This window comes from Mongoliimonas terrestris (assembly GCF_001927285.1).
Classification (GTDB): Bacteria; Pseudomonadota; Alphaproteobacteria; order Rhizobiales; family Pleomorphomonadaceae; genus Chthonobacter; species Chthonobacter terrestris.
The window spans coordinates 1-20,767 of the sequence record NZ_MSIG01000020.1 but is presented as its reverse complement, the minus strand read 5'-3'; the positions used below and the strand labels follow the sequence as shown (position 1 = coordinate 20,767).

At 68.4% G+C, this 20,767-nt stretch carries 16 protein-coding genes; 9 read left to right on the top strand and 7 right to left on the bottom strand.

Annotated features, from left to right (window positions below; genetic code table 11):
- Nucleotides 1-213 precede the first annotated feature (213 nt).
- Entirely contained in the window at nucleotides 214-1,290 is a 1,077-nt protein-coding gene (locus BUQ68_RS20115; protein ID WP_075217818.1) for a helix-turn-helix transcriptional regulator, read from the top strand.
- A gap of 8 nt (nucleotides 1,291-1,298) precedes the next feature.
- On the opposite strand, the gene BUQ68_RS20110 is transcribed toward BUQ68_RS20115, so the two are convergent.
- Nucleotides 1,299-1,481, bottom strand: coding sequence for a hypothetical protein (locus tag BUQ68_RS20110; protein WP_075217817.1), 183 nt, complete (start codon nucleotides 1,479-1,481; stop codon nucleotides 1,299-1,301).
- A gap of 186 nt (nucleotides 1,482-1,667) precedes the next feature.
- On the opposite strand from BUQ68_RS20110, the gene BUQ68_RS20105 reads away from it, so the two are divergent.
- On the top strand, nucleotides 1,668-1,898 hold the full coding sequence (locus tag BUQ68_RS20105; protein ID WP_075217816.1) for a hypothetical protein: 231 nt from the start codon (nucleotides 1,668-1,670) through the stop codon (nucleotides 1,896-1,898).
- A gap of 13 nt (nucleotides 1,899-1,911) precedes the next feature.
- Here BUQ68_RS20105 and BUQ68_RS20100 read toward each other — a convergent pair whose 3' ends face one another.
- Complete coding sequence (locus BUQ68_RS20100; protein WP_075217815.1) at nucleotides 1,912-2,835, bottom strand: NAD(P)/FAD-dependent oxidoreductase; 924 nt, start codon at nucleotides 2,833-2,835, stop codon at nucleotides 1,912-1,914.
- A 175-nt stretch (nucleotides 2,836-3,010) separates the two neighbouring features.
- Here BUQ68_RS20100 and BUQ68_RS20095 point away from each other — a divergent pair, with 175 nt between their 5' ends.
- On the top strand, nucleotides 3,011-5,491 hold the full coding sequence (locus BUQ68_RS20095) for an AI-2E family transporter (protein WP_075217814.1): 2,481 nt from the start codon (nucleotides 3,011-3,013) through the stop codon (nucleotides 5,489-5,491).
- A gap of 60 nt (nucleotides 5,492-5,551) precedes the next feature.
- Here BUQ68_RS20095 and BUQ68_RS20090 read toward each other — a convergent pair whose 3' ends face one another.
- From BUQ68_RS20090 to BUQ68_RS20075, 3 genes are all read right to left on the bottom strand, one after another.
- Nucleotides 5,552-6,709, bottom strand: a complete 1,158-nt coding sequence (locus BUQ68_RS20090; protein WP_075217813.1) for a glycosyltransferase family protein — start codon at nucleotides 6,707-6,709, stop codon at nucleotides 5,552-5,554.
- Nucleotides 6,710-6,849: 140 nt separating this feature from the next.
- Complete coding sequence (locus BUQ68_RS20085) at nucleotides 6,850-7,866, bottom strand: glycosyltransferase family 4 protein (protein ID WP_075217812.1); 1,017 nt, start codon at nucleotides 7,864-7,866, stop codon at nucleotides 6,850-6,852.
- A 590-nt stretch (nucleotides 7,867-8,456) separates the two neighbouring features.
- On the bottom strand, nucleotides 8,457-9,104 hold the full coding sequence (locus BUQ68_RS20075) for a hypothetical protein (protein ID WP_139315285.1): 648 nt from the start codon (nucleotides 9,102-9,104) through the stop codon (nucleotides 8,457-8,459).
- Nucleotides 9,105-10,459: 1,355 nt separating this feature from the next.
- Between BUQ68_RS20075 and BUQ68_RS20070 the strand changes: the two genes are divergently transcribed.
- The 3 genes from BUQ68_RS20070 to BUQ68_RS20060 are packed head-to-tail and all read left to right on the top strand — an operon-like array spanning nucleotide 10,460 to nucleotide 13,356.
- Nucleotides 10,460-11,470, top strand: a complete 1,011-nt coding sequence (locus BUQ68_RS20070) for a glycosyltransferase family 2 protein (protein WP_095407392.1) — start codon at nucleotides 10,460-10,462, stop codon at nucleotides 11,468-11,470.
- Between the two features lie 7 nt (nucleotides 11,471-11,477).
- Complete coding sequence (locus BUQ68_RS20065; protein ID WP_075217809.1) at nucleotides 11,478-12,416, top strand: glycosyltransferase family 2 protein; 939 nt, start codon at nucleotides 11,478-11,480, stop codon at nucleotides 12,414-12,416.
- Nucleotides 12,400-13,356 (top strand): glycosyltransferase family 2 protein, encoded by a 957-nt coding sequence (locus BUQ68_RS20060; protein WP_075217808.1) that lies wholly within the window; start codon nucleotides 12,400-12,402, stop codon nucleotides 13,354-13,356. Before BUQ68_RS20065 ends, BUQ68_RS20060 begins: the two co-directional genes overlap by 17 nt.
- Before the next feature lie 52 nt (nucleotides 13,357-13,408).
- Here BUQ68_RS20060 and BUQ68_RS20055 read toward each other — a convergent pair whose 3' ends face one another.
- Nucleotides 13,409-14,947 (bottom strand): O-antigen ligase family protein, encoded by a 1,539-nt coding sequence (locus tag BUQ68_RS20055; protein ID WP_075217807.1) that lies wholly within the window; start codon nucleotides 14,945-14,947, stop codon nucleotides 13,409-13,411.
- 83 nt (nucleotides 14,948-15,030) lie between these two features.
- Nucleotides 15,031-15,885, bottom strand: a complete 855-nt coding sequence (locus BUQ68_RS20050) for a family 16 glycosylhydrolase (RefSeq protein ID WP_139315284.1) — start codon at nucleotides 15,883-15,885, stop codon at nucleotides 15,031-15,033.
- A gap of 406 nt (nucleotides 15,886-16,291) precedes the next feature.
- Between BUQ68_RS20050 and BUQ68_RS20045 the strand changes: the two genes are divergently transcribed.
- The 3 genes from BUQ68_RS20045 to BUQ68_RS20035 all read left to right on the top strand — a co-directional run.
- Nucleotides 16,292-17,260 carry a glycosyltransferase family 2 protein gene (locus BUQ68_RS20045; RefSeq protein ID WP_075217805.1) on the top strand — a complete coding sequence of 323 codons (969 nt, stop codon included), beginning with the start codon at nucleotides 16,292-16,294 and terminating at the stop codon, nucleotides 17,258-17,260.
- Nucleotides 17,261-17,660: 400 nt separating this feature from the next.
- Complete coding sequence (locus tag BUQ68_RS20040) at nucleotides 17,661-20,048, top strand: AAA family ATPase (protein WP_075217804.1); 2,388 nt, start codon at nucleotides 17,661-17,663, stop codon at nucleotides 20,046-20,048.
- Between the two features lie 138 nt (nucleotides 20,049-20,186).
- On the top strand, nucleotides 20,187-20,767 hold a 581-nt coding region (locus BUQ68_RS20035), incomplete at its 3' end, for a nucleotide sugar dehydrogenase (protein ID WP_139315283.1).

The following is a 20,767-nucleotide window of genomic DNA, read 5'->3' as shown; positions in this document are numbered from 1 at the left end:
CGGGTTCCTTGCGCTCCCAAAGGACAAGACGGCGGACGTCCGTGGATTATTCCGAAGCGGTGCGTTTCGCGGCGGTGTTGCGAGTTCGCGACGCCGGAGGGGCCGAATTACGAACGGATATGTCAATGTTAGAAAATACTGCGAAAACGAGTCAAACTCTGACGTGCAGCCATGGCCCTGCCCGGTTGCGCGCATCAGGCGAGGTCCGCATACATGGACTTGACCCGCTTCGTCGACGAAATCTATGAGGCCGCGCTGATCCCGGACCTTTGGCCGAAGGTGCTGGACCAGCTGGCGCGGGACATCGACGCGGTGGGCGCCATGTGCTTCACCGCGACGGCGGAGCGGAGCGCCTGGATCTCCTCGCCGGCGATCGGACCGCTGCTGGAGGGCTTCTTCCGCGACGGCTGGATGGCGCGCAACAGCCGGGTGGCGCGCGGCCTTGCGGCCGGCCTGCCGGGCTTCATGGGCGACCAGGACCTGTTCACCCGCGCCGAGATGGACGCGGATCCGATGTTCGCCTACCTCCGCGCGCGGGGCTGCGGCTGGTGCACCGGCACGCTGATCACCATGCCGTCCGGCGAACTCCTGGTGTTCAACATCGAGCGCAGCGATGCGCGCGGGCCGTTCGAACCGGAGATCATGGCCGGCCTGGAGCAGGTGCGGCCCGACCTCAACCGGGCGGCGCTGATGGCGGCCCGGCTCGGCTTCGAGCGGGCGCGGGCGGGCGCCGAGGCGCTCGCGGCCGTGGGGCTGCCGGCGGGCGTGCTGTCGCCCGGCGGGCGGCTGATGGCGGCCAACAGCCTTCTGGACCCGCTGATCCCGTCGCTCATCCTCGATCGCACCCCGCGGGTGCAACTGGCCGGGGCGGCCCCGGACGCGCTCTTCGCCGATGCCATCGCGCGCCTTGCCGCGCAGGCGACGCCGACGGTTCTGAGCATTCCGGTGCCGGCGACGATGGACCGGACGGCCACCATCGTGCACCTGGTGCCGGTGCGGCGAAACGCCCGCGACGTCTTCACCGCCGCCGCGTGCTTCCTGGTGGTGACGCCGGTCAACCCCTCCGCCGTCCCGTCCGCCGGCATGCTGCAGGCGCTGTTCGACCTCACCAAAGCTGAGGCGCGCGTCGCCAAGGGCATCGCCGAGGGCCATGCGCCCGCCGACCTCGCCCGCACCCTCGGCCTCTCGGTGGACACGGTCCGGACCCAGCTGAAGAGCGTGTTCGCCAAGGTCGGCGTGTCGCGCCAGGCGGATCTGGTGCGCCTGCTGGGCGGGCTGGCGCTGGGGTAGTCCGGCGCTCAATCGTCCGTGTGGATGCCCTTCCGGGCGCGCATCTCGTCGGGGTCGGGGGGCTTGGGGAGGCCGTCCTCGTCGAGGGTGGGGTCGTTGGCGGGAGGCTCGGCGGGGAGGCCGGTCTTCGGCGGAACGTCGGGAAGGATGCGCTCTTCGGGGCGGATGGAGGCGCGGTGGGGACCGGTCATCAGGGGGCTCCGGGGCTGGGACGGGTGCGGCGGGGGAACGCCCTGGGGCGCGGTCCGTATCCGGTGGGGACGCGAAAAATCGCGGTGGAGGGAGCGGGCGCGGGACCGCGGATCGTTCGCCGGCAACGATTGGTTAACCGTGCGAGGGCGACAAGGCAGGGTCCCTCAAGCAGTGCTGGTGAGTCGATGCAAGCCCCACAGTCCGCCGTTCGCGCCGCCAACCCGCGCGCCGTCCCGCTCCTCGATGCCGGCGCGTTCCGGTGCCGCAACCCGCTGTTCGACGTGGTGCAGGGCGTGGCGCCCTCCTCGCTCCTCGTCTGCGGCAACGACGTGATTCCGGGCCGCTGGTTCTGCGCGACCTGCAAGCCCCGCCTCGTTTCCAGCGTCCGCGTCTCGCCGGTGCGCGCGCCGCGCTGAGCGACCCCGCGGATCACCCGCCGTCGCGGTCCGCGGCGGCGAGGCGGTTGTGGATGTCGGTCGCCGCGATGGCCGCGTGGCCGGTGGCGACCGCGATCTGGTTCAGCTCGTTGACCACGTCGCCGACCGCCCAGACCCGGTCGGCGCCGGTACGCTGGTGGGGGTCGGTCTCCACGCAGCCGAAGGCGTTGCAGCGCACCCCGAGGCCCTTGGCGAGGGTGTTGCGCGGAACGTTGCCCATGGCCGGATAGACCGCGTCGAACGTCTCCCGGTCGCCGCCCTCCAGCACCGCCTCCATACCGCAGGGCATCGGCTGAAGATCGACGAGCGGCGGCTCGATCAGCCGCAATCCGTCGGCGGCAGCGAACGCCCGCGCCGCGTCGTCGAACGGCGGGTGCTCGGCAAGGCGGAGGATGGCCACCCGGTCGGTGAAGGCGCGCAGGAACCGGCCTTCGCGCACCGCCCGGTCCGGCGGGCCGACAATGGCGACGCGCTGGTCGGTCGCCTCGAAGCCGTCGCAGACCGGGCAGAAGCGCAGCTGGCCGCGCGCGATGGCGGCTTCATGGCCGGCGAAGGCCGGCATGCGGTCGACGATGCCGGTGGCGATGACCACCGACCGGCCGGCGAGCGAAATCCCCTCCCCCACCGCCCGGAACCCGTCGCCGTCGCGGGTGATCGCGTCGATGCGGGCGGTTTGGAGCGTCGCGCCGTAGCGCGTCGCCTGGCGGGCGAGGCGGGCGAGGAGGTCCGGACCGCCGATGCCGTCCGGAAAGCCCGGCATGTTGTGGCTGAGGGGGATCCACCGCGCCCGGCTCTCGCCGGCATCGACCACCACCACGGACCGCCGGTAGCGGGCGAGATAGGTGGCCGCGACGAGGCCGCCGGGGCCGCCGCCGATCACCAGGCAATCGACGGACGTGGATGGCGGGCGATTCATAGGCAAAGCTGTTATCCATTGAGCGCCGTGCGGAACGCGCGGCCTCGGCTTCAGGGGTCCAACCGGACGGACGGTCGCCCGTTCCCCGCCTTCTGGCCGGCGGACCCTTCGGCTCCGGATCCAACACGGCCCCGGCTGCGTTGAGCCGCTACCGTCCGCATGCAAGGAAACCGTCATGGCCGATGTGCCACCGCCGCCCGCCGCCCCGCAGCAAGGCTTTTCCATGCTGACGGCCGGTGGCCTGGTGCTGGCGATCGGAGGGCTCTACTTCGGTCAGGACATCTTCGTTCCGTTCGCGCTCGCCATCCTGCTCGCCTTTGCGCTGACGCCGCTGGTGACGGGCCTGCGCAAGCTCCGGATCCCGCGGATCGCGGCGGTGATCGCGGTGGTGGCCTTCGCGCTCGTGGTGCTGGCGACGGTGGCCTTCGTGGTCGGCACCCAGCTCGTGAGCCTTGCCGACAACCTGCCGCGCTACCAGTACACGATCGAGCGCAAGGTGGATTCGCTGCAGTCCGACGAGGCGGGCGGCGGCGTGCTGCAGCGGTTGACGGCAACCCTCCGCGACCTCGGCAAGGGGCTGGAGAGAGCGGAGAAGAAGACCGACGAGGCGGCGGCGAACGCCCGCGGCAACGCCGGCGAGGAGCCGGAGCAGGAGCCGATCCCCGTCAGGGTGCTGCCGCCGGACGCGACGCCCCTGGAGGTGATCCAGACCTTCGTCGGTCCCATGCTGGCGCCGCTCGCCACGGCCGGCATGGTGGTGGTCTTCCTCATCTTCGTGCTTTTGGAGCGGGAGGAGTTGCGCGACCGCTTCATCCGGCTGATCGGGGCCGGGGACCTGCAGAAGAGCACCCAGGCGCTGAACGACGCGGGCGGACGGGTGAGCCGCTATCTCCTGATGCAGCTGATCGTCAACTTCACCTACGGCATCCCGATCGGCATCGGGCTCTATTTCATCGGGGTTCCGAACGCCATCCTGTGGGGGCTCCTGGCGACGGTGCTGCGCTTCATCCCCTACCTCGGACCCTTCCTGGCCGCGCTCTTCCCGCTCGCCCTCGCCTTCGCGGTGGATCCGGGCTGGACCATGCTGGTGTGGGTGATCGCCCTCTTCCTGGTGGTGGAGCTGATCTCCAACAACGCGGTGGAGCCCTGGCTCTACGGCACCAGCACGGGGCTGTCCTCGCTCGCCATCATCCTGGCCGCCGTGTTCTGGACGACGCTCTGGGGGCCGGTGGGGCTGTTCCTGGCGACGCCGCTGACGGTCTGCCTGGTGGCGATCGGCCGCTATGTGCCGCAGTTGGAGTTCCTCGGCGTCCTCCTCGGCAACGATCCGGTGCTGGCACCCGAACAGCGGCTCTACCAGCGGCTTCTCGCCGGCAACCTGGAGGAGGCGGTGGAGCTGGCCGAGACCTATGTGGCGAGCAGCAGCAGCCGGGAGTTCTACGACCAGGTGGCGATCCCGGCGCTCCGGATGGCCGAGAACGACGGCCAGCGGAGCACATCGGACGCGAGCTATCGTCGGATCGTGGCGGACACGGCGATCTGCGTGGTGCGCGACCTCGCCGATTTCATTCGCGACCAGAAAGCCGCAGCCGAGGGCAAGCCGGCGCCGGAGGATGACGACGAGCAGCGCAAGGACAAGCCGGTGCTCTGCATCGCGGGCCGCACCGAGCTGGACCGGGCGGCGGCCGAGATGGTGGCGGAGACGTTGCGCGAGGACGGGATCGGCGTGCGGGCGCTGCCGCCCATCATGCTGACGCAGGACGCGCTCGGCCAGCTGGACCTCACGGGCGTGGAGGTGGTGTGCCTCTCCTATCTGCACCCGGAACCGCAGGTCTACGCCCGCTACGTGACGCGCAAGCTGAAGCGGCGGGCGCCGAGCGTGAAGGTGATCGTGTGCACCTGGAACCTGCCGGACGAGCCGGACGAGAACCGCCGGCGGGCCGGCTCCACCGGCGCGGACGCGATCGCCTCCTCGCTGACGGTGGCGCACGGGCAGATCAGCGCCTGGGTGCGCCGGTCGCCGCCGGCCGGCACCGTGCCGCCGGCGACGGCCGATCCGGAGCGGGCCGACGCTCTCAGAGCCATGGGCCTCAAGGCGAATCGGTCGGAGCGGTTCAGCGCCGTGGCGCGCCAGGTGGCGGCGGCGTTCGAGACGCCGATCGCCCTGGTGGCGCTCGCCGAACAGCTGCCGGACCCGGATGCGGTCGGCGCCACTGAGACGCGGATTCCGGCGGGCGTTTCGCACGAACTGGCGTCGCTCGGCCACCTGGTCGGCCGGCCGTCGGTGGAGGTGATCTCCGACATCGAGAAGGATCCGCGCTTTGCCGACGACCCGGCCCTGACCAGCAACGGGATCCGCTTCTACGCGGGTGCGCCGCTCCGGCTTTCGTCCGGCGTGGTGATCGGCACGCTCTGCCTGATCGACACCAAGCAGCGCACGCTTTCGACCGACGACGTGGCCCGTCTGGAGCAGTTCGCGGCGGGCATCGTCCAGGATATCGAGGCGAGCCATGCCCTGTCGGAGGGCGGCAAAACGATCGCGCCGGTAGCCGCCGAGACGGCGGACGGCGCAACGGTCGGCGGCGCGGACGCGGCGGCGCCGTGGCGGCCGGCCGGCGGCACGCCGGTGCTCGCGCCCGTGCCGGTCAAGCCCTGAGGTCGGGTCGAGGGCTGGATGCGGGGGAAGCCCGGGGTGATCCGGTGCCGGGCGGCCCGCTCAGCGGCGGGCTCGGGCCTTCACCTCGCCAAGACGATCCACCAGGGCGCGGCAATCGGCCGGCGTGGTGACGAACCGCGCGCGGGAAACGGCGGCGGCCTTGGCCTTGAGGGCCGCGTAGCGCTCCGCCGTCATGCCGGTGAAGACGTCGGCGAGCGCGCTTTCGACATCGCCGGAGAGGATGATGCCGGTGTCGAGGGCGGCGAGCATGCGGCCGGTTTCCAGACCCTTGAGGGCGATCGGCACCGACTGGTTGAGGCCGCCTTCGTAGAGGCGGTTCGGCAGCAGCCAGCTGGAGTTCAGCCCCTCCTCGAAATAATCAACCGCCCAGGTGAAGTGCACGTCCGCGTAGATGGCCGGCAGGTCGTCCGGATAGGTGTAGCGGCCGAGATAGCGGATGCCGGGCGGCAGGGTTTCGGCGGCAAGGCCGTCCGGGAAGACCGCCTCGGACGGCATGCCGCGCATCACCACCTCCACAGTGCCGGGCAGGCGCTGGACGAGGCGGGCCAGTATGTCGAAGCCCTTGCGGTCGCGGAGCGCGCCGAACCAGCCGATCCGCCAGGGCGGGCCGACGGGCACGGACGGCGGCGGGGGTGGGGCCGGCGTGTCGCTGTCGACCAGCACCTGGTTTTCAAGGAGGAGCACCGGCAGGTCTCGAAGGCCAGCCCGCTCGCTGAAGTAGTTGCGGATGAAGCCGGGCGACGAGGTGATCAGAAGGGACGCGCGGCGGGCGAGCGCCGTTTCCACCGCCCGGAGCGCCGTGCCGGCGGGCGAGCGGGTGACGAGGAAGCGGTGGATGTCGAGGCATTCGTAGACGAGCGGCGGCCGCTTGCCGGACCGGCGGATCTGGGCGGCGGCGTAAAGCATCAGTTCCAGGCTGCGGGCGATCACCACGTCGGCCCTCGCGACCATTTCGGTCACCGCGTCGCGGCGAAGGCCCGCGAGACCGATGGCGGCGATGCGCTGCGGAAAGCCGCCGTCGCGGGTGCGGCCAAGGTCCACCGGCGTGACGCCGCCGATCGGCCGGGCCGGCGTGTCGGAGCGGCGAAAGCCGGCGATCTCCACGGTCGCGCCGCCGATCTGGAGCATGCGGACGCGGCGAAGGACGGCCGGATCGTGGAGGTTGTGGACCAGATAGGCGATGCGCAGGGACGACATCCGGTGCTCTTCAGCCCGAGGACGGACGGCCGGTTTCGGCCCGTTCGCGTGCAGGGAACAGCATCTCTCTTAAGAAACGCCACACCGCGGGGCCGGCCGACCGGGCGGACCGCACGACGGATGAGGACGCGCGAGACCGGTCAGGCTGCCACCCGCCGGCTCGCGAGGCCGCCGAGCGCTGCGATCCGGCCGCGGATGTGCTGGGCGTAGGGGGCCATGGCGCAGATCGCCTCGGCCCGTCGGCGGCCGGCTTCGCCCATGCGGGCGGCTTCGGCCGGATCGTCGAGAAGCCGCACGATGGCGGCGCGGAGCGCCGCCGGATCGGCGCACGGCACGTAGAGGCCGGTTTCGCCGTCGACGATGAGGTCGCTGTGGCCGGGGTTGCGGCTGGCGATCACCGGCTTGCCCATGGCCATGGCCTCGCCGATCACCGTGTAGCCGCAGGAATAGCGGACCGGGTGGAGCGGCACGACGACGATGCGGGAGCGGGCGATGAGATCGCGAAGCCCGGTGTGGAGCGGCAGTTCGCCCGCCTTCACGTTGGCCGGCAGCGCGGAGGCGAAGGTGACGGGCGCCACCCAGGAGCTGTTGGTGGCCAGTTCCACCTGGACGTCGAGGCCCTCCACCGCCCGGAACAGGCTGTCGTAGTCGCGCTGGACGACGCCGGCGCTGGCGATGACGCCCTCGCCCTGTAGCGGCTCGGGGCGGAAGAAGTCGGTGTCGATCCCGACGCCGCCGACGGCGCAACGCGCGGCCGGAATGCCGAACTCCTTGACGAGCCGATCGATCACCGTCGTCGACATGCCGAGGAAGCGGATGTGCTTCAGGTGCTTCACCATGCCGATGATGGCGGCGAACTTGCCGCTCTCGAAATAGGTGCCGTGCAGGATGCAGATCATCGGCAGTCGCAGGCCGTAGGCGGTGAGGCCGAGGAAGGCCGGCAGGCCGACGTCCTCCCCCATGGCGACGATCGCGTCGAGCCCGGCGATCTGGCGGCGGACCTTGAGGCCGCGGACCGGATTGCCAAACACCGCCGACCATGGCTCCTGAGGGGCGTCCGGACCGCCGCTGATGTCGATCATGCGAAAGCCGCCGAGGCTTTGCAGGGCGTGGAATTCCGACAGGGGTCGCTTGCCGTCGCGGACGAGCGCCTGCACCGTGGAGAATTCATAGTGCTGTCGGGCCAGAATTCCGATGTCCAGCGTGCGGGCGGTTGCGTCAATCGCGCCAGCTGCTCCCGCAGCATGCCGAGCAAGCTCGGATACCGAGACGGTTTCACCGTTTTGACTCGTCATAACTGCACCGTTATCGATAAATTGCACATGAAAGCGGCAGAGAATTACTGCGTCGATTATGGGTGCAGACTAGCACTGCGCGCGCTGAAACGCGAGCCGCCACATTTGTCGTCGTGCATTGATGGCCGTTAGCGTTTACGCGCCATTCACCATCCGGGGCCGGTTCGCTCGGACGGCGGGGCGGACGGGCGGCGTGGGCCGGCCAGGGAGGGTGCGGAGGCGGGCTGCCAGGATCAGCGCGATGGCAGGCGAGCGGCGCGTCCGCGAGGGTCCGGCAGGGCGCTTGACGCTGTGGTCGAAGGAGACACGTCGGCCGGCCGGGTGGGCGCTGTTCGGACGGGACGGACGGTGTCGGGGGGCGCTTCGCACGCTCCGGCTGACGGGCGTAGCCCTTCTTTTCCTCGCCGTCCGGTCGTTGGACGGTGAACCGGGCGGCGAGGATCTGAGCCGGATCAGGCCGGGCGGGCGCGGCTTGCGCGGCGGGTGATGTAGAGGAAGGCCCCGACCGCCACGAGCCCGAGAGCGCCGGTTCCGGCATCGCCGAACGGCACCGTGATGATGGTGGTGGTGACGAACGTGTCCGAGCCGCCGCGCCGGCTGAAGCTCGGCGAATTCGGCCCCTGGTTCACCCGGAAGGACGAGGGCGGGTAGCGGAACTTGTTGATGAAGCCGGCCGGCGGGTTGAGGGCGGAGAAGGCCACCTGGAAGGGCGATGGCCCGCCGCCCGCCCCGCCGAAGAAGCCGCGGCCGAGGGCGCCCGGCACCGCGCCGGTCGGGCCGTCGATGCCGCCGGCGACCGCCACGAGCCGCTCTGCCGCCGCGCAGACGGACGACATGTCCCGGTTGACCACGAAGGAAAGGAGAAAGGGCGGCTCGGCGCAGAGACCGTCGACCGACGGCAGGCCGAGATCGTCGGCGATGTCGAGGAGACTGAGCACCTCCAGTTCCAGCGAGCCGTCGGACAGGATGTCCGACAACACGCCGTCACCGGTTGCCTGCGCCACGAGCACGGGCGCGGGGCGCGCGGCGGGAGCGCGGCTGGCGAGCCTGGGCATGTGGTGGACGGCGGCGGAAAGGCCGGAGGCGGGGAAGCGGTCCACGCTCGTCGGAGCCGTTCCGACCGCGGCGGCCGGCGAGACGCCGAAACCCGCGACAAGGGCCGCCAAAAGGGCCGCGGCCCGGACGAGAGAACCGGACCGCGACCGCCGCGGCGACGAAAGGTGCAAGGGGGAAAGGGCAGACACGGCTTGGAAATGGTTCATGGAAAGCAAACCTGAAATCTGAAAACGCACAAATACTATCTGCATCCTCGCTTATTTACCGATGCCCGTCAAGTCGAGATCAGAGTTAACCTTTGTTATGACGACACCAAGTGCTTCCATCACGATTTCTTTCGGAAATAATCGACTATAAGCATCTTGATGAAGCCTCTTCGGCGCGAAGAATGACGTTGGTTCCGCCCGCAGAGCGCGGGTGAGAACGCTCGCCGCCAACGATGACGCGGCAAGGGGCTGCGGCGCGCGGATCGGGCGGCGGGACACGGCCGAAACAGAGCGCGCGGAGGATACCGAGCGCGTAAAAGGCCGACCTGTCGGGGCTTTAGGAGCGCAGGCAAGTCCGACCGGCGCCGGCCGGTCAGGCCGTGGCGCTTTTGGAGATCGGACGGGCCCGAACTTCAGGAGCCGCGTATGGCCGACCGGCGGCGGTGTGGCGTCTCGGTCACCTGTGCGCGGGATCACAGACCGGGTCCCTCGGACGGGGAACAATCGGTCCGATCAGCCGTTGATCGTTCGATGTCTGATGGTGAAGGAACAATGAAACGAGGCGGTTGCGGCCCGCAGTCCGGGCCTGGCAGCCTCACCCGCGCAGCGCGGCGGCGTCTTCACGGCGACGTCAATTGCAGAACCTAATACGAATATCTTACTTATAACTTTGAGAATTCATTTACATTGGACCGTCAGGAGCCGCAGTTCTGGGCACTTGAGACCGTTCAACACCTGTCGGAAGGCCGTATCGCGCTGCACGCGACTGCGCGAATTGCCAATCGAACCCTGGACGTTTCTGTCGCCGTTAAGGCTGTCCGCAGGACAGGTTGTGCAGCGGCAACACCTGACTGGAAAAACATAGCCTATGCTGTATTTTTGATTTCAGTGGTCTATGGTGATCCCGGTTAGTTAACAAGCAGTTAATTTGTACGCCAATATATGCTGGTTTCAATATGCGGAATGTTAGCCAGTAGATCATGTGTTTTGAACCAACGCGCCAGATGAAGCTTTCCTTTGTCGTAATTTAACGGGCGCGGCGCCCTATGAACGCCACGGGGCGCCAGGAATTGCCTGAGTTGTATCCAGAGGGATGTGTACTCGTGACCTTACAAGCCATTCCATCCAGCCTCACCTGGCTGAAGACCTTGTCGGATAATACAAGCGTCGAAGGTGAAGCTAAGCTTCACACGATGAACTATAAGGTCGTCCTGGATAATGTTCTTCACGAGCCGTCTCTGATTGTTGTCCCCTGTTACAATGAAGAAAAAAACGTCGAGAGCGTGGTCAACGAACTTCTCCGCCAGGTCGGGTTCGAGAAGCTGATCATTGCGATCGTGGACGGCGCCAGCACGGACCGGACGGCAGAGATTGCGCGCGAGCTTGCGTCCAAGCACCCCAACGTGTGCCTGATCTCGAATCCGCAGCGCTATCAGAGCGCGGCCGTGAACCTGGCGGTCCAGCAGCTCGGCGCGGATTTCGAATACCTGATCCGGGTGGACGCGCATTCGTCCTACCCGCCCGACTTCTGCTACACCCTGGTGTCCGAGGCGATCCGCACCGGCGCCGACTCGGTGGTGGTCAGCATGAAGACCCAGGGCAAGCGCTTCTTCCAGAAGGCCGCCGCGGCGGCGCAGAATTCGCCGCTCGGCAACGGCGGTTCGGCCCATCGCAGCATGCAGGCGGGCGGCCGCTGGGTCGACCACGGCCACCATGCGCTCATTCGCGTCAAGGCGTTCGAGGCGGTGGGCGGCTATGACACCAGCTTCTCGCACAACGAAGACGCCGAGCTCGATCTCCGCCTCGGCAAGGCCGGGTTCCGCTGCTGGCTGACCAACGAGACCTCGATCGACTATTTCTCGCGCGAGACGCCGTGGAAGCTGTTCCTGCAGTACTTCCGCTACGGCCGCGGCCGAGCGCGCACCGTGTTCAAGCACGGCCGCATGAAAGTGCGTCAGGCGGTTCCGCTGGCCATCCTGCCGATGCTGCTCCTGGCACTCGCCACGCCCTTCTTCTGGCTGGCCGCCGTGCCGGCCGCGGCCTGGGCCGGCCTCTGCCTGATCTGGGGCGCGGTGATCGGCATCAGCGAACGCAACCTGCCCGCCATGCTGTCCGGCTTTGCCGCCATGATCATCCAGCTCGGCTGGTCGGCGGGGTTCTGGACGCAGCTGCTGCGCATGGCTGTCGGACGCGGAAACCGGTGACCCGTCGATGACCGGGGCCGACCGGCGGATCGACATCTGCGTCTGCACCTTCCGGCGCGACTCGCTGGCGGCGACCCTGTCGTCGCTGTTCGCCTGCACCGTTCCGGCGGGCTGGTCGGTCCGGGTGGTGGTGATCGACAACGACGACACACCCTCGGCCCGTGACCGCGTCGCCGCCCTGGCGGCCGCTGCCCCGATGCCGGTGGACTATGTGCACGCCCCCGGCCGGAACATCTCCATTGCCCGCAACGCGGCGCTGGAAGCGGCGACCGGTCGGCTGATGCTCTTCATCGACGACGACGAGATCGCGACCGCGGGCTGGATCGCGGCCCTGCATTCCGTCTGGCAGCAGACGGGCGCCGACGTGGTGCTCGGCCCGGTGGACGCCGCCTATGCGCCGGACGCCCCCGCCTGGATGCGCCGGGGGCACTTCCACGACACCCGCCCGGTGTTCGTGTCCGGCACCATCCGCACCGGCTACAGTTGCAACGTGCTGATCGACCGGCAGTCTCCGGCGCTCGCAGGACGGCGTTTCCGGCTGGAACTCGGCCGTTCGGGCGGCGAGGACACGGAGTTCTTCCACGCCATGCACGAGGCCGGCGCGCGGATCGCCTACGCGCCCGACGCGCTCCTCACCGAGCCGGTGCCGGCGTCGCGCCAGAGCTTCGGCTGGCTGGTGAAGCGACGCTTCCGGGCCGGCCAGACCCATTCCATTCTTTTGCGCGACGTGCGGCCGGGTACGGCGGGTCACGTGGCGGCGATCGCCAAGGCGGCCGGCAAGGCGGCGCTCTGCGGCGTGGCCGCGGCCGCCTTCGTGGTCAGCCCCACCCGGGCGCGGGCCTGGATCCTGCGCGGCGCGCTGCACGTGGGCGTCGTCGCCCGCCTGCTCGGCGCGCGCGATCTCCAGCAGTATGGACGCGTGGACGACCATGGCTTCGCCCCCTGACGTCAGCATCGTCATTCCGGCCTGGAACGCGGCGGATTTCATCCGCCCGGCGCTGGCCAGCGCGCTCGCCCAGAGCGAACGCAGCATCGAGGTGATCGTGGTGGACGACGCCTCCACGGACGCCACAGGCGACGTGGTGCGGTCGGTCGGTGACCCGCGGATCCGCTACGAGCGGATGGCGCGGAACGGCGGGCCGAGCGTGGCGCGCAACCACGGCTTCGCGCTCGCCGCCGGCACCTGGATCGCCGTGCTCGACGCCGACGACGAGATGGAACCGGGCCGCCTGGACCGGATGCTGCGCCGGGCCGAGGCGGAAACCGCCGACATCGCGGTCGACAACCTGCTTGTGGTGCGGGCGGACGCGCCGCCGCAGCCGATGTTCCCGCCGGCGACCTTCGGGGCGCTCGGGCGCCTGGGCCTGCCGGCCTTCATCCGCTCCAACATGCTGTTCCGGAAGGAATTCAACTACGGCTACCTGAAGCCGGTGTTCCGGAGGGACTTCCTGCGGCGGGCGGGCGTGCGCTACGACCCGGAGATCCGGATCGGCGAGGACTACCGCTTCATGGCCGAATGCCTGGCCGCCGGCGCCGTCTGCGCGGTGGAGCCCGGTGCCGGCTATCGCTACGCGATCCGGCCCGGCTCGATCTCGCGCGTGCTGACGGTGGACGACGTGCGGGAGATCCGCCGGGCGGACCGCGACTTCCTGGCGCGCCATGCGCTGGATGCGGAGAGCCGGAAGGCGCAGGCCGTGCGCGACCGCAACCTCGACGACGCCGAGCACATGCTGACGGTGATCGACCACCTGAAGGGGCGCCGGTTCGCCGCCGCCCTCGCGGCGTTCGCGCGCGGACCTGGCGCCGCGCGGCTGTTCGGCAGCCCGATCAAGGGCCGGCTGAAGCGGGCGCGCGCGCTCCTGCCCGGTGCCTCGGCCAAGGCCTGACCTCAACCTCAGAAGACGACACGAACTTTCCCGGCCGGCGACGGCCTGGGCGTCAGCTCGTTCGGTCGCCGCCGAAGCCGGGCGGCACGGATGCGGGGCGCAGGCCGCGCGGCCGCGTGCGCTTGCCGCGGGGGCCGAGGAGGCCGTGCTTGGGCCCGAGCGGCTTGGAGCTTCGGTCGGCGGGCCCGACCAGCTTCGGCCCCTTGGCCCTCGGCCCGAGGAGCTTCGGACCCTTCGGCCTCAGGCTCGAACCGCCGGACCCACTCGCGCCGTGCGACGACGCGCCCGCGTGAACCGGCCCGGCTTCGGCAGCCGCCAGCCGGGCCGCGCGCGCCCGGAGCCCGAAACGCGGCCGGCGCACGCTTCGCGCTCCGGTGCGCACCCGGCCGCCAAGTGTGCGGGCGGTCTGCACCGCGATGAAATAGACGATGAAGGTGCCGATGCCGAACTGGCCGTAGAAGTCGATTTCCGATGTGGTCCGCGACACGAAGAACACGGTCAACGGCATATAGATCAGCAGGCGACGGGGAACCTTGCCGAGGAAGAGCGCCACGCCCTCGCGGAAGAGGATCAGCACGATCGTGAATGCGAAGGCGAGGAAGCCGAAGAGGCCGAGCTCGACGAGAACCTGGATGAAGGCGTTGTGGAAGTGGAAGCCGGTCTTGTCCGGGATCAGGAACTGTTCCCAAAGCCGCTCCGCCGCCACGTTGCCCGGAACCCAGAAGGCCTGATAGCCGACCCCGAGGACCGGATTGGCGGCCGAGGTTTCGTAGCCGACCTCCCAGATGTCCGTTCGCCCGCTCATGGTCGGGTCTTTGCCGAGCAGTTCGTAGATCTCGGCCGTGGGGATGGAGATCGCCGCGATGATGAGGAGCGTGGCGATGCCTACCATCGCCCAGGGCACGAACACCGCCCGCGCGGCCTGGGGAAGACGCCGGAGATAGGAGACGGCGCCCAGCGCCATGAGAGCCGCCGCGATCGAGATGAGCGAGGTCACCGACTGGGCGAGGAACAGGATCCAGGCCATGATGGCGACGGCCACCCAGTAGAGCACTTTGACCGGAAGCGTGGTGCGGTAGGCGGAAAGGTGGCAGATCGCGGCGGTGATGCCGATCGCCGCCACGAGGCCGAGCTGGTTCTTGGAGCCGAACAGGCCCTTCAGTGCGCCGTCGCCCCCCTCCTCGCCGTGGACGGAGCCCTCCATGAAGGACTGGAAGGCGGTGATGAAGCAGCCGAGCAGCAGACCGCGGGAGAGGTTGGAGGGGGCCACCACATGCGCCGCGATGGCGGCGAGCGCGACCGTGGTGATGAGCTGGATGCTGAACCGGAGCGAGATGTCCGGGTGGTCGGACCAGAAGGCCGAGGCCAGCGCCAGGAGCGGGACGGAATAGATGAGGAGGTCGCCCGGCGCCACCTTGAAGATGCCGGGCCGCAAGGCGAGCGGCAGGAACCAGAGCCCGTAGACGGTCAGGATCATGATCGGCCCGTAGACCAGCGCATAGCTGTAGCAGTAGACGGTGCCGGCGACCGCCGCGATGGCGTAGGCGCTGTTGCGGTTCTGGTCGGAAATGGCGCTGATGGCGATCTGCATGGTCGGTCAGGTCCCGCCGGGTCTCTATTCGTGGCGGCGAAGGCCCGCCGGCCGGAAAGGCCGACGGGCGCTGTCGTCGATCGTCACTGGGTGGAGCAGGTGATGGATTCGGGGAACAGGCACTTTTCCCCTTCTTCCGTGTAGGCGATCCAGTCGAAGCCGATCACCGGGCGCTTCTCCGGGTAGGTGAAGGGGCCGAGCCAGTCGTTGACCACCTCGCTGCCCGTCCAGATCGACATGAAGAAGATGCCGGGGTTCTTCGGCAGGTCGGCGCCTTCGGGCGTCTCGTGCACCTTCTTGCCGTCGATGTACCAGATGATCTTGTCCTTGCTCCAGGTGAACGCGTAGGTGTGGAAATCCTCCGAGGCGTCGAAGCCGAGGTCGATCATCACCTCGTTCTTGCCGTTACCGGCACGCCAGTAGTTCAGCTGGACCTTGGTGGTGTCCTTGCCGAGGAATTCGAAGTCGACCTCGTCGTGCTCCGGAACGCCGTGCGGCGGGCCGATGTAGGTGAAGATGTTGGAGTTAATGCCGCTGCCCTTGGCAACCTTGATGCGCGCCTCGTAGGTGCCGTAGTGGTACCGCCGGGTCGACTGCACCTCCGCGCACGTGAAGGCGGTGCCGTTGCGGGGACGCTGGCGCACGGTGAGTTCGAGAACGCCGAGGAAGACGGCCGCCTCGCCGCGGGTCCAGGTGCAACTCTGATAGTCGCCGTTGCGCCAGCCGTCGGAGCGCTGCCAGCGCGTGTCAGACAGGCGATCGAAACCGTCGAAGAAGGATGCGGGCTCCTCCGGATCAGGGGCTGCCGGAGCGGCGTCGGCCGACCCCGCCTCTGCGGGCGCGGGCGCCGGCGCGGGATCGGCGGCCTGCGCGAACGCGGCGCCAGCGCCGACGACGGAGAGCATCGTGACAAGCGCGAAATTAGCTATCAGGTTCACTGCGACGTCCCTTGCCAGTGGTGCCACACACAAAAACGCAGCACGCTTCAGACCATGGCGATCAGATTACAGTTTTGGTCGACAGATTCGGTTTCGTCGTACCAAGTTTGAGCGGTCATATTGACCGCCATACTCTGGCGATATCGCGACAAGCTGCCATCACGCTAAAAGGAATGCAAACGGAGACCGTCGACTAGGTTTACAATCAACCGCGCATGGATTGTTATTTTTGACGGTACTGTCGGCGCACGGACGTCCGAAGCGGTGTGCAGCGCACCCTCACCCGGCCGACAGTGGGTGTTAACCCCGCCTCGGGCGCGTTCCGTTTCATGGGTCGGGTTTGCGCAATATTCAGGTCTCCTGATCCATAGTCGGGATCCTCGAACGGGTGAGTGGAAGCGGAACCATGGCATCGGACGACCAACGCCCTTCCGTGGCGGTGATCATCGCGGCCTACAACAGCGTGCGGACCATCGGTCGCGCGGTGGAGAGCGCGTTGGCGCAGCATGGCGTCGGCGCGGTCGTGGTGGTGGACGACTGTTCCACCGACGACACCCTTGCGGCCGCCCGCGCCGCCGATGACGGATCCGGCCGCCTCACGACCCTGCGGCAGGCCCGCAACGGCGGCCCCGCGGCCGCCCGCAACGCGGCCCTCGACCGGATCGAGGACGCGTTCATGACCGTGCTCGACGCGGACGACTACATGCTGCCGGGCCGCATCGAACGCCTGCTGGCCGAGGCGGACGGCGCGGACCTGATCGCCGACGACATGTACCAGGTCCCCTCCCCCGATGCCCCGGTGGGCGCGACCCTTCTGGACGGGACAATGGCGCTTCCGGCCATGGTGAGTCTCGCCGACTTCATCCAGTCCAACGTCACCCGGACGGGCAGCCTTCGCAAGGAACTCGGCTTCATCAAGCCCCTGATCCGCATGGCGCTGATCCGCCGGGCGGGCGTGCGGTACGACGCGGGGATGCGTCTTGGCGAGGACTTCGACCTCTATTGCCGGCTGATGGCGGCCGGTGGCCGGCTGCGGCTCGTTCCGGCGGCGGGCTATGTGGCCGTCACGCGGCCCGACTCGCTCAGCGCCCGACACAGCATTCACGATCTGGAGCAGTTCCGGCAGAGCAACCGCAACCTCCGCGCCCTGCCCGGGCTCTCCACCGAGGTGGCGGCCGCACTCGATGCCCACTACACCAGCGTCGACTGCCGCCTGCAGTGGCGGCGCATGATTGAGGCGGTGAAGAATCGCAGCGTGCGTGAGGCCATGACGACCTTCACCTCCGTTCCGGTCGGGCTCTTCGTCGCCCAGCGCCTGCTGGAGCAGTTCGTCGTGCGGTCCGCCTCCGTGTTCAACCGGCAGATCAAGGCTTGACCCCGGATTTGTTGCAGTGCACAACGATGGCACCACACTGGACGACGGTTGGCGCCACAAGACCTAGCGAAGATCACTATTCCGTGTTGCGCAGCCCGAGAGCCATTCTCGGCAGGAGAGAATGCGCGAAATCGTTGAACGGGGACACGAAAGTCTCTGCCGCGGTGCCGAGAACCCGAACAATACGGCATTAAGACCCTTGCGCAGGGCGGGAGAGGTCAGCCGCTATTAACTCAGACCGTACGATCGACGAAGGCACAGCACTCAGCCGTTGAAAATTCACATTTCAACGTATTATAATGTGGCCAATGAGTTCGACAGGTCGATTGCGGTCGCCGCAAGGCGCACAATGATTTTCAAAGCGGAAGGATGAGTTGCATTGGATATCTCACCCGTTCCAATGTCCCAGAAGCTGAACGCCCAGGCAGAACGCTCCCTTAACGGTCCCTACGGAGGTCAACCGTACGGTAGCCAGCCTTATGGCGGACAGGCCTACGGGGGGCGTCCTTATGGCGGCGCCGATCCGCGCGGCGGCTCGCCCTATGGCGGCCAGCCCTATCTGCAGGACCCCTACGGCGGACGCGCGCCCGGTCACTCGATCGATATCGACAAGCTGATCGCGGCCGGTCGCCGCCAGCTGCTGGTGATCGGCCTCAGCGTGGGCCTCTGCATCGCCGCCGGCGTGGGCTTCCTCGCGGTGGCGGAGAAGAAGTACACGTCTTCGGCGCAGGTTCTGATCGACTCCAAGCTCCTGGACGTGGTGAACGAGTCGTCCGGCACGGCCGCACGCGCAAGCGACGAGGCGGGTGTGCTGAGCCTGATCGAGAATGCCATGTCGCGCCAGGTGGTCGACAAGGTGACGATCGTGCTCGCCTCCGACGAGAATTTCGCGAAGATTTCGGAAGGCTCCTTCCTGAAGGAGACCCTGGCGGCCTACCGGGCCAAGACCCTGACCGTCGACGGCATGGATCCGGCCGAAGTGGCCGGCGACGTGCTCGGCGGCGATTTCTCCGCCACGCGGCTTGGACGGTCCGCGGCCCTGGAGTTCACCTTCACGGCCACCGATCCGGCCGACGCCGCGCTGGTGGCCAACACGTTCGCGCAGGTGTTCATCGACAACCAGCTCGACACCCGGTTCGACGCGCGCCAGCGCGCCGGCGACTGGCTGAAGGCCCGCCTGGAGGAGCTGCGCACCGAGGCGCAGACGGCGCAGGCGGCCGTCGAGACGTTCCGTGCCGAGAACAACCTCGCCCAGACGGACGGCAAGCTGCTGAGCGACCAGCAGCTCGCAACCCTCAGCGACCAGTATGTGCAGGCCCAGGCCGCCACGGCGACGGCCGAGGCGCGCTACAACCAGATCAAGGCGCTGGTGGACAGCCAGAACGTCGGCGCGGTGGTGGAAGACGCCCTCGCCAACACGGTCATCAGCGACCTGCGCAAGCAGTATCTCGACGCGGCGCGCCGGGCGACGGACCTGGAGGCTCGCCTCGGCCCGCGGCACCAGCAGGTGATCCGCCTCGAGGACGAGAAGCGCGAGTATCAGCGGCTGATCTTCACCGAGCTGCAGCGCATTTCCGAATCCTACCTGAGCGATTATGAAGTGGCGTCGCAGCGCCAGGCCAACCTGGAAGAGCGCTTCCGGACCATGCTGGGCGACAATGTGGACATCAGCGCCACCATGGTCCAGCTGCGCGAACTGGAGCAGCGGGCGGAGGTCTACCAGAACCTCTATCAGGAGTTCCTGAAGCGCTACGAGGAGGCCTCCCGCGACCAGTCCTTCCCGGTCTCGGAAATCCGGGTGATGTCGGCCGCGCGGGCGCCGCTCGGGCCGAGCTTCCCGAAGCCGCCGCTGGTGCTCGCCCTGTCGACCATCCTCGGGCTCGGCATCGGCGTGGGTCTCGGTGCGCTCCGCGAGTACCGCGACCGCACCATCCGCTCCGGCGACCATGTGCGGCAGTACCTGGGGCTCGACTTCCTTGGCGAGGTGCCGCTGGTCGCTCTCCGCAACCAGGAGAGCGCCGAGCCGGTCGAGCGAGAGCCGATGGAGGGCGACCCGATCGTCAACATCTCCTCGCCCATCCTGCGCTATGCGGCGATGCACCCCATGTCGGCCTTCGCCGAAGCGCTGCGGGCCGTCCGCCACGTGGCAAACCGGCAGCGCTACGGCCGGACCGGGGCGAAGGTGATCGGCTTCGGCTCGCTCGTTCCGGGCGAAGGCAAGACCACGATGGCGCTGAACTTCGCCACCCTGGTCGCCTCCACCGGGCAGCGGGTGCTTCTGATCGACACCGACTTCCGCAACCCGGCCACCTCGCGCTCCATCGCGCCGCGTTGCGAGCTGGGCCTTGCCGAGGCGATCCACTCCAACCTCGACGCCCATGAGGTGATCTACCGCGACGAGGGCACCGGTCTCAACGTGCTGCCGATCAACGTGCGCAACCCGCAGGTTCACAGCTCGGAGCTCCTGAGCACGCCCTTCCTGGAGAACAGCCTCGCCAAGCTCACGGACGAGTACGACTACATCGTCCTTGACCTGCCGCCGATCGGCCCCATCGTCGACGTGCGCATCGTGGTGCCGCTCCTCGACATCATGGCGCTGGTGGTGGAATGGGGCAAACTGCCGATCGCCGTCATCCAGGCGGCCGTGCAGTCCGAACCGGAGATCTTCGACCGCTGCGCGGGCGTGATCCTCAACAAGGTGGACTCCAAGAAGAACCGCCTCTACGCGGCGGATTCCACCCGCACCTACCTGTCGTCGCAGTACCAGAAGTACTATAAGGAACCCTGAGAAGGCGCCGCCGAACGGCGGCGCCCGGCCCTTGGCGAGGCCCGAACGGGCCGCGGCCCCATGTTGCTCAGCCGTTGTCGGGCAGGGCAAGATGGCGGGCCGCCCGAGGCCGCTGGATCGTGGACCAGGGGACCGACTTTGCGCATTGCCATGATTGGATCGGGGTATGTGGGCCTGGTTTCAGGCGCATGCCTAGCGGACTTCGGCCACGCCGTGACGTGCGTCGACACGGATCGGGCCAAGATCGACGCCCTACTCAAGGGCGAGATCCCGATCTTCGAGCCGGGCCTCGATGCCCTCGTGGCCGCCAACGTCAAGGCGGGCCGACTGACCTTCACGACCGAGCTGACCGGGCCGGTCGCCGACGCCGATGTGGTGTTCATCGCCGTCGGCACTCCGTCGCGCCGCGGCGACGGCCATGCGGATCTCACCTATGTGCACGGCGCCGCCCGCGCGATCGCCGCCGCCGTGAAGGGGTTTACGGTGATCGTCACCAAGTCGACCGTGCCGGTCGGCACCGGCGACGAGGTGGAACGCATCATCCGCGAAACGACGCCCGGTGCCGACGTGGCGGTGGTCTCCAATCCGGAGTTCCTGCGCGAAGGCGCGGCCATCGACGACTTCAAGCGACCGGACCGGATCGTCATCGGCCTCGAGGACGAGCGCGCCCGCGACGTGATGACGGAGGTCTACCGGCCGCTCTACCTCAACCAGGCCCC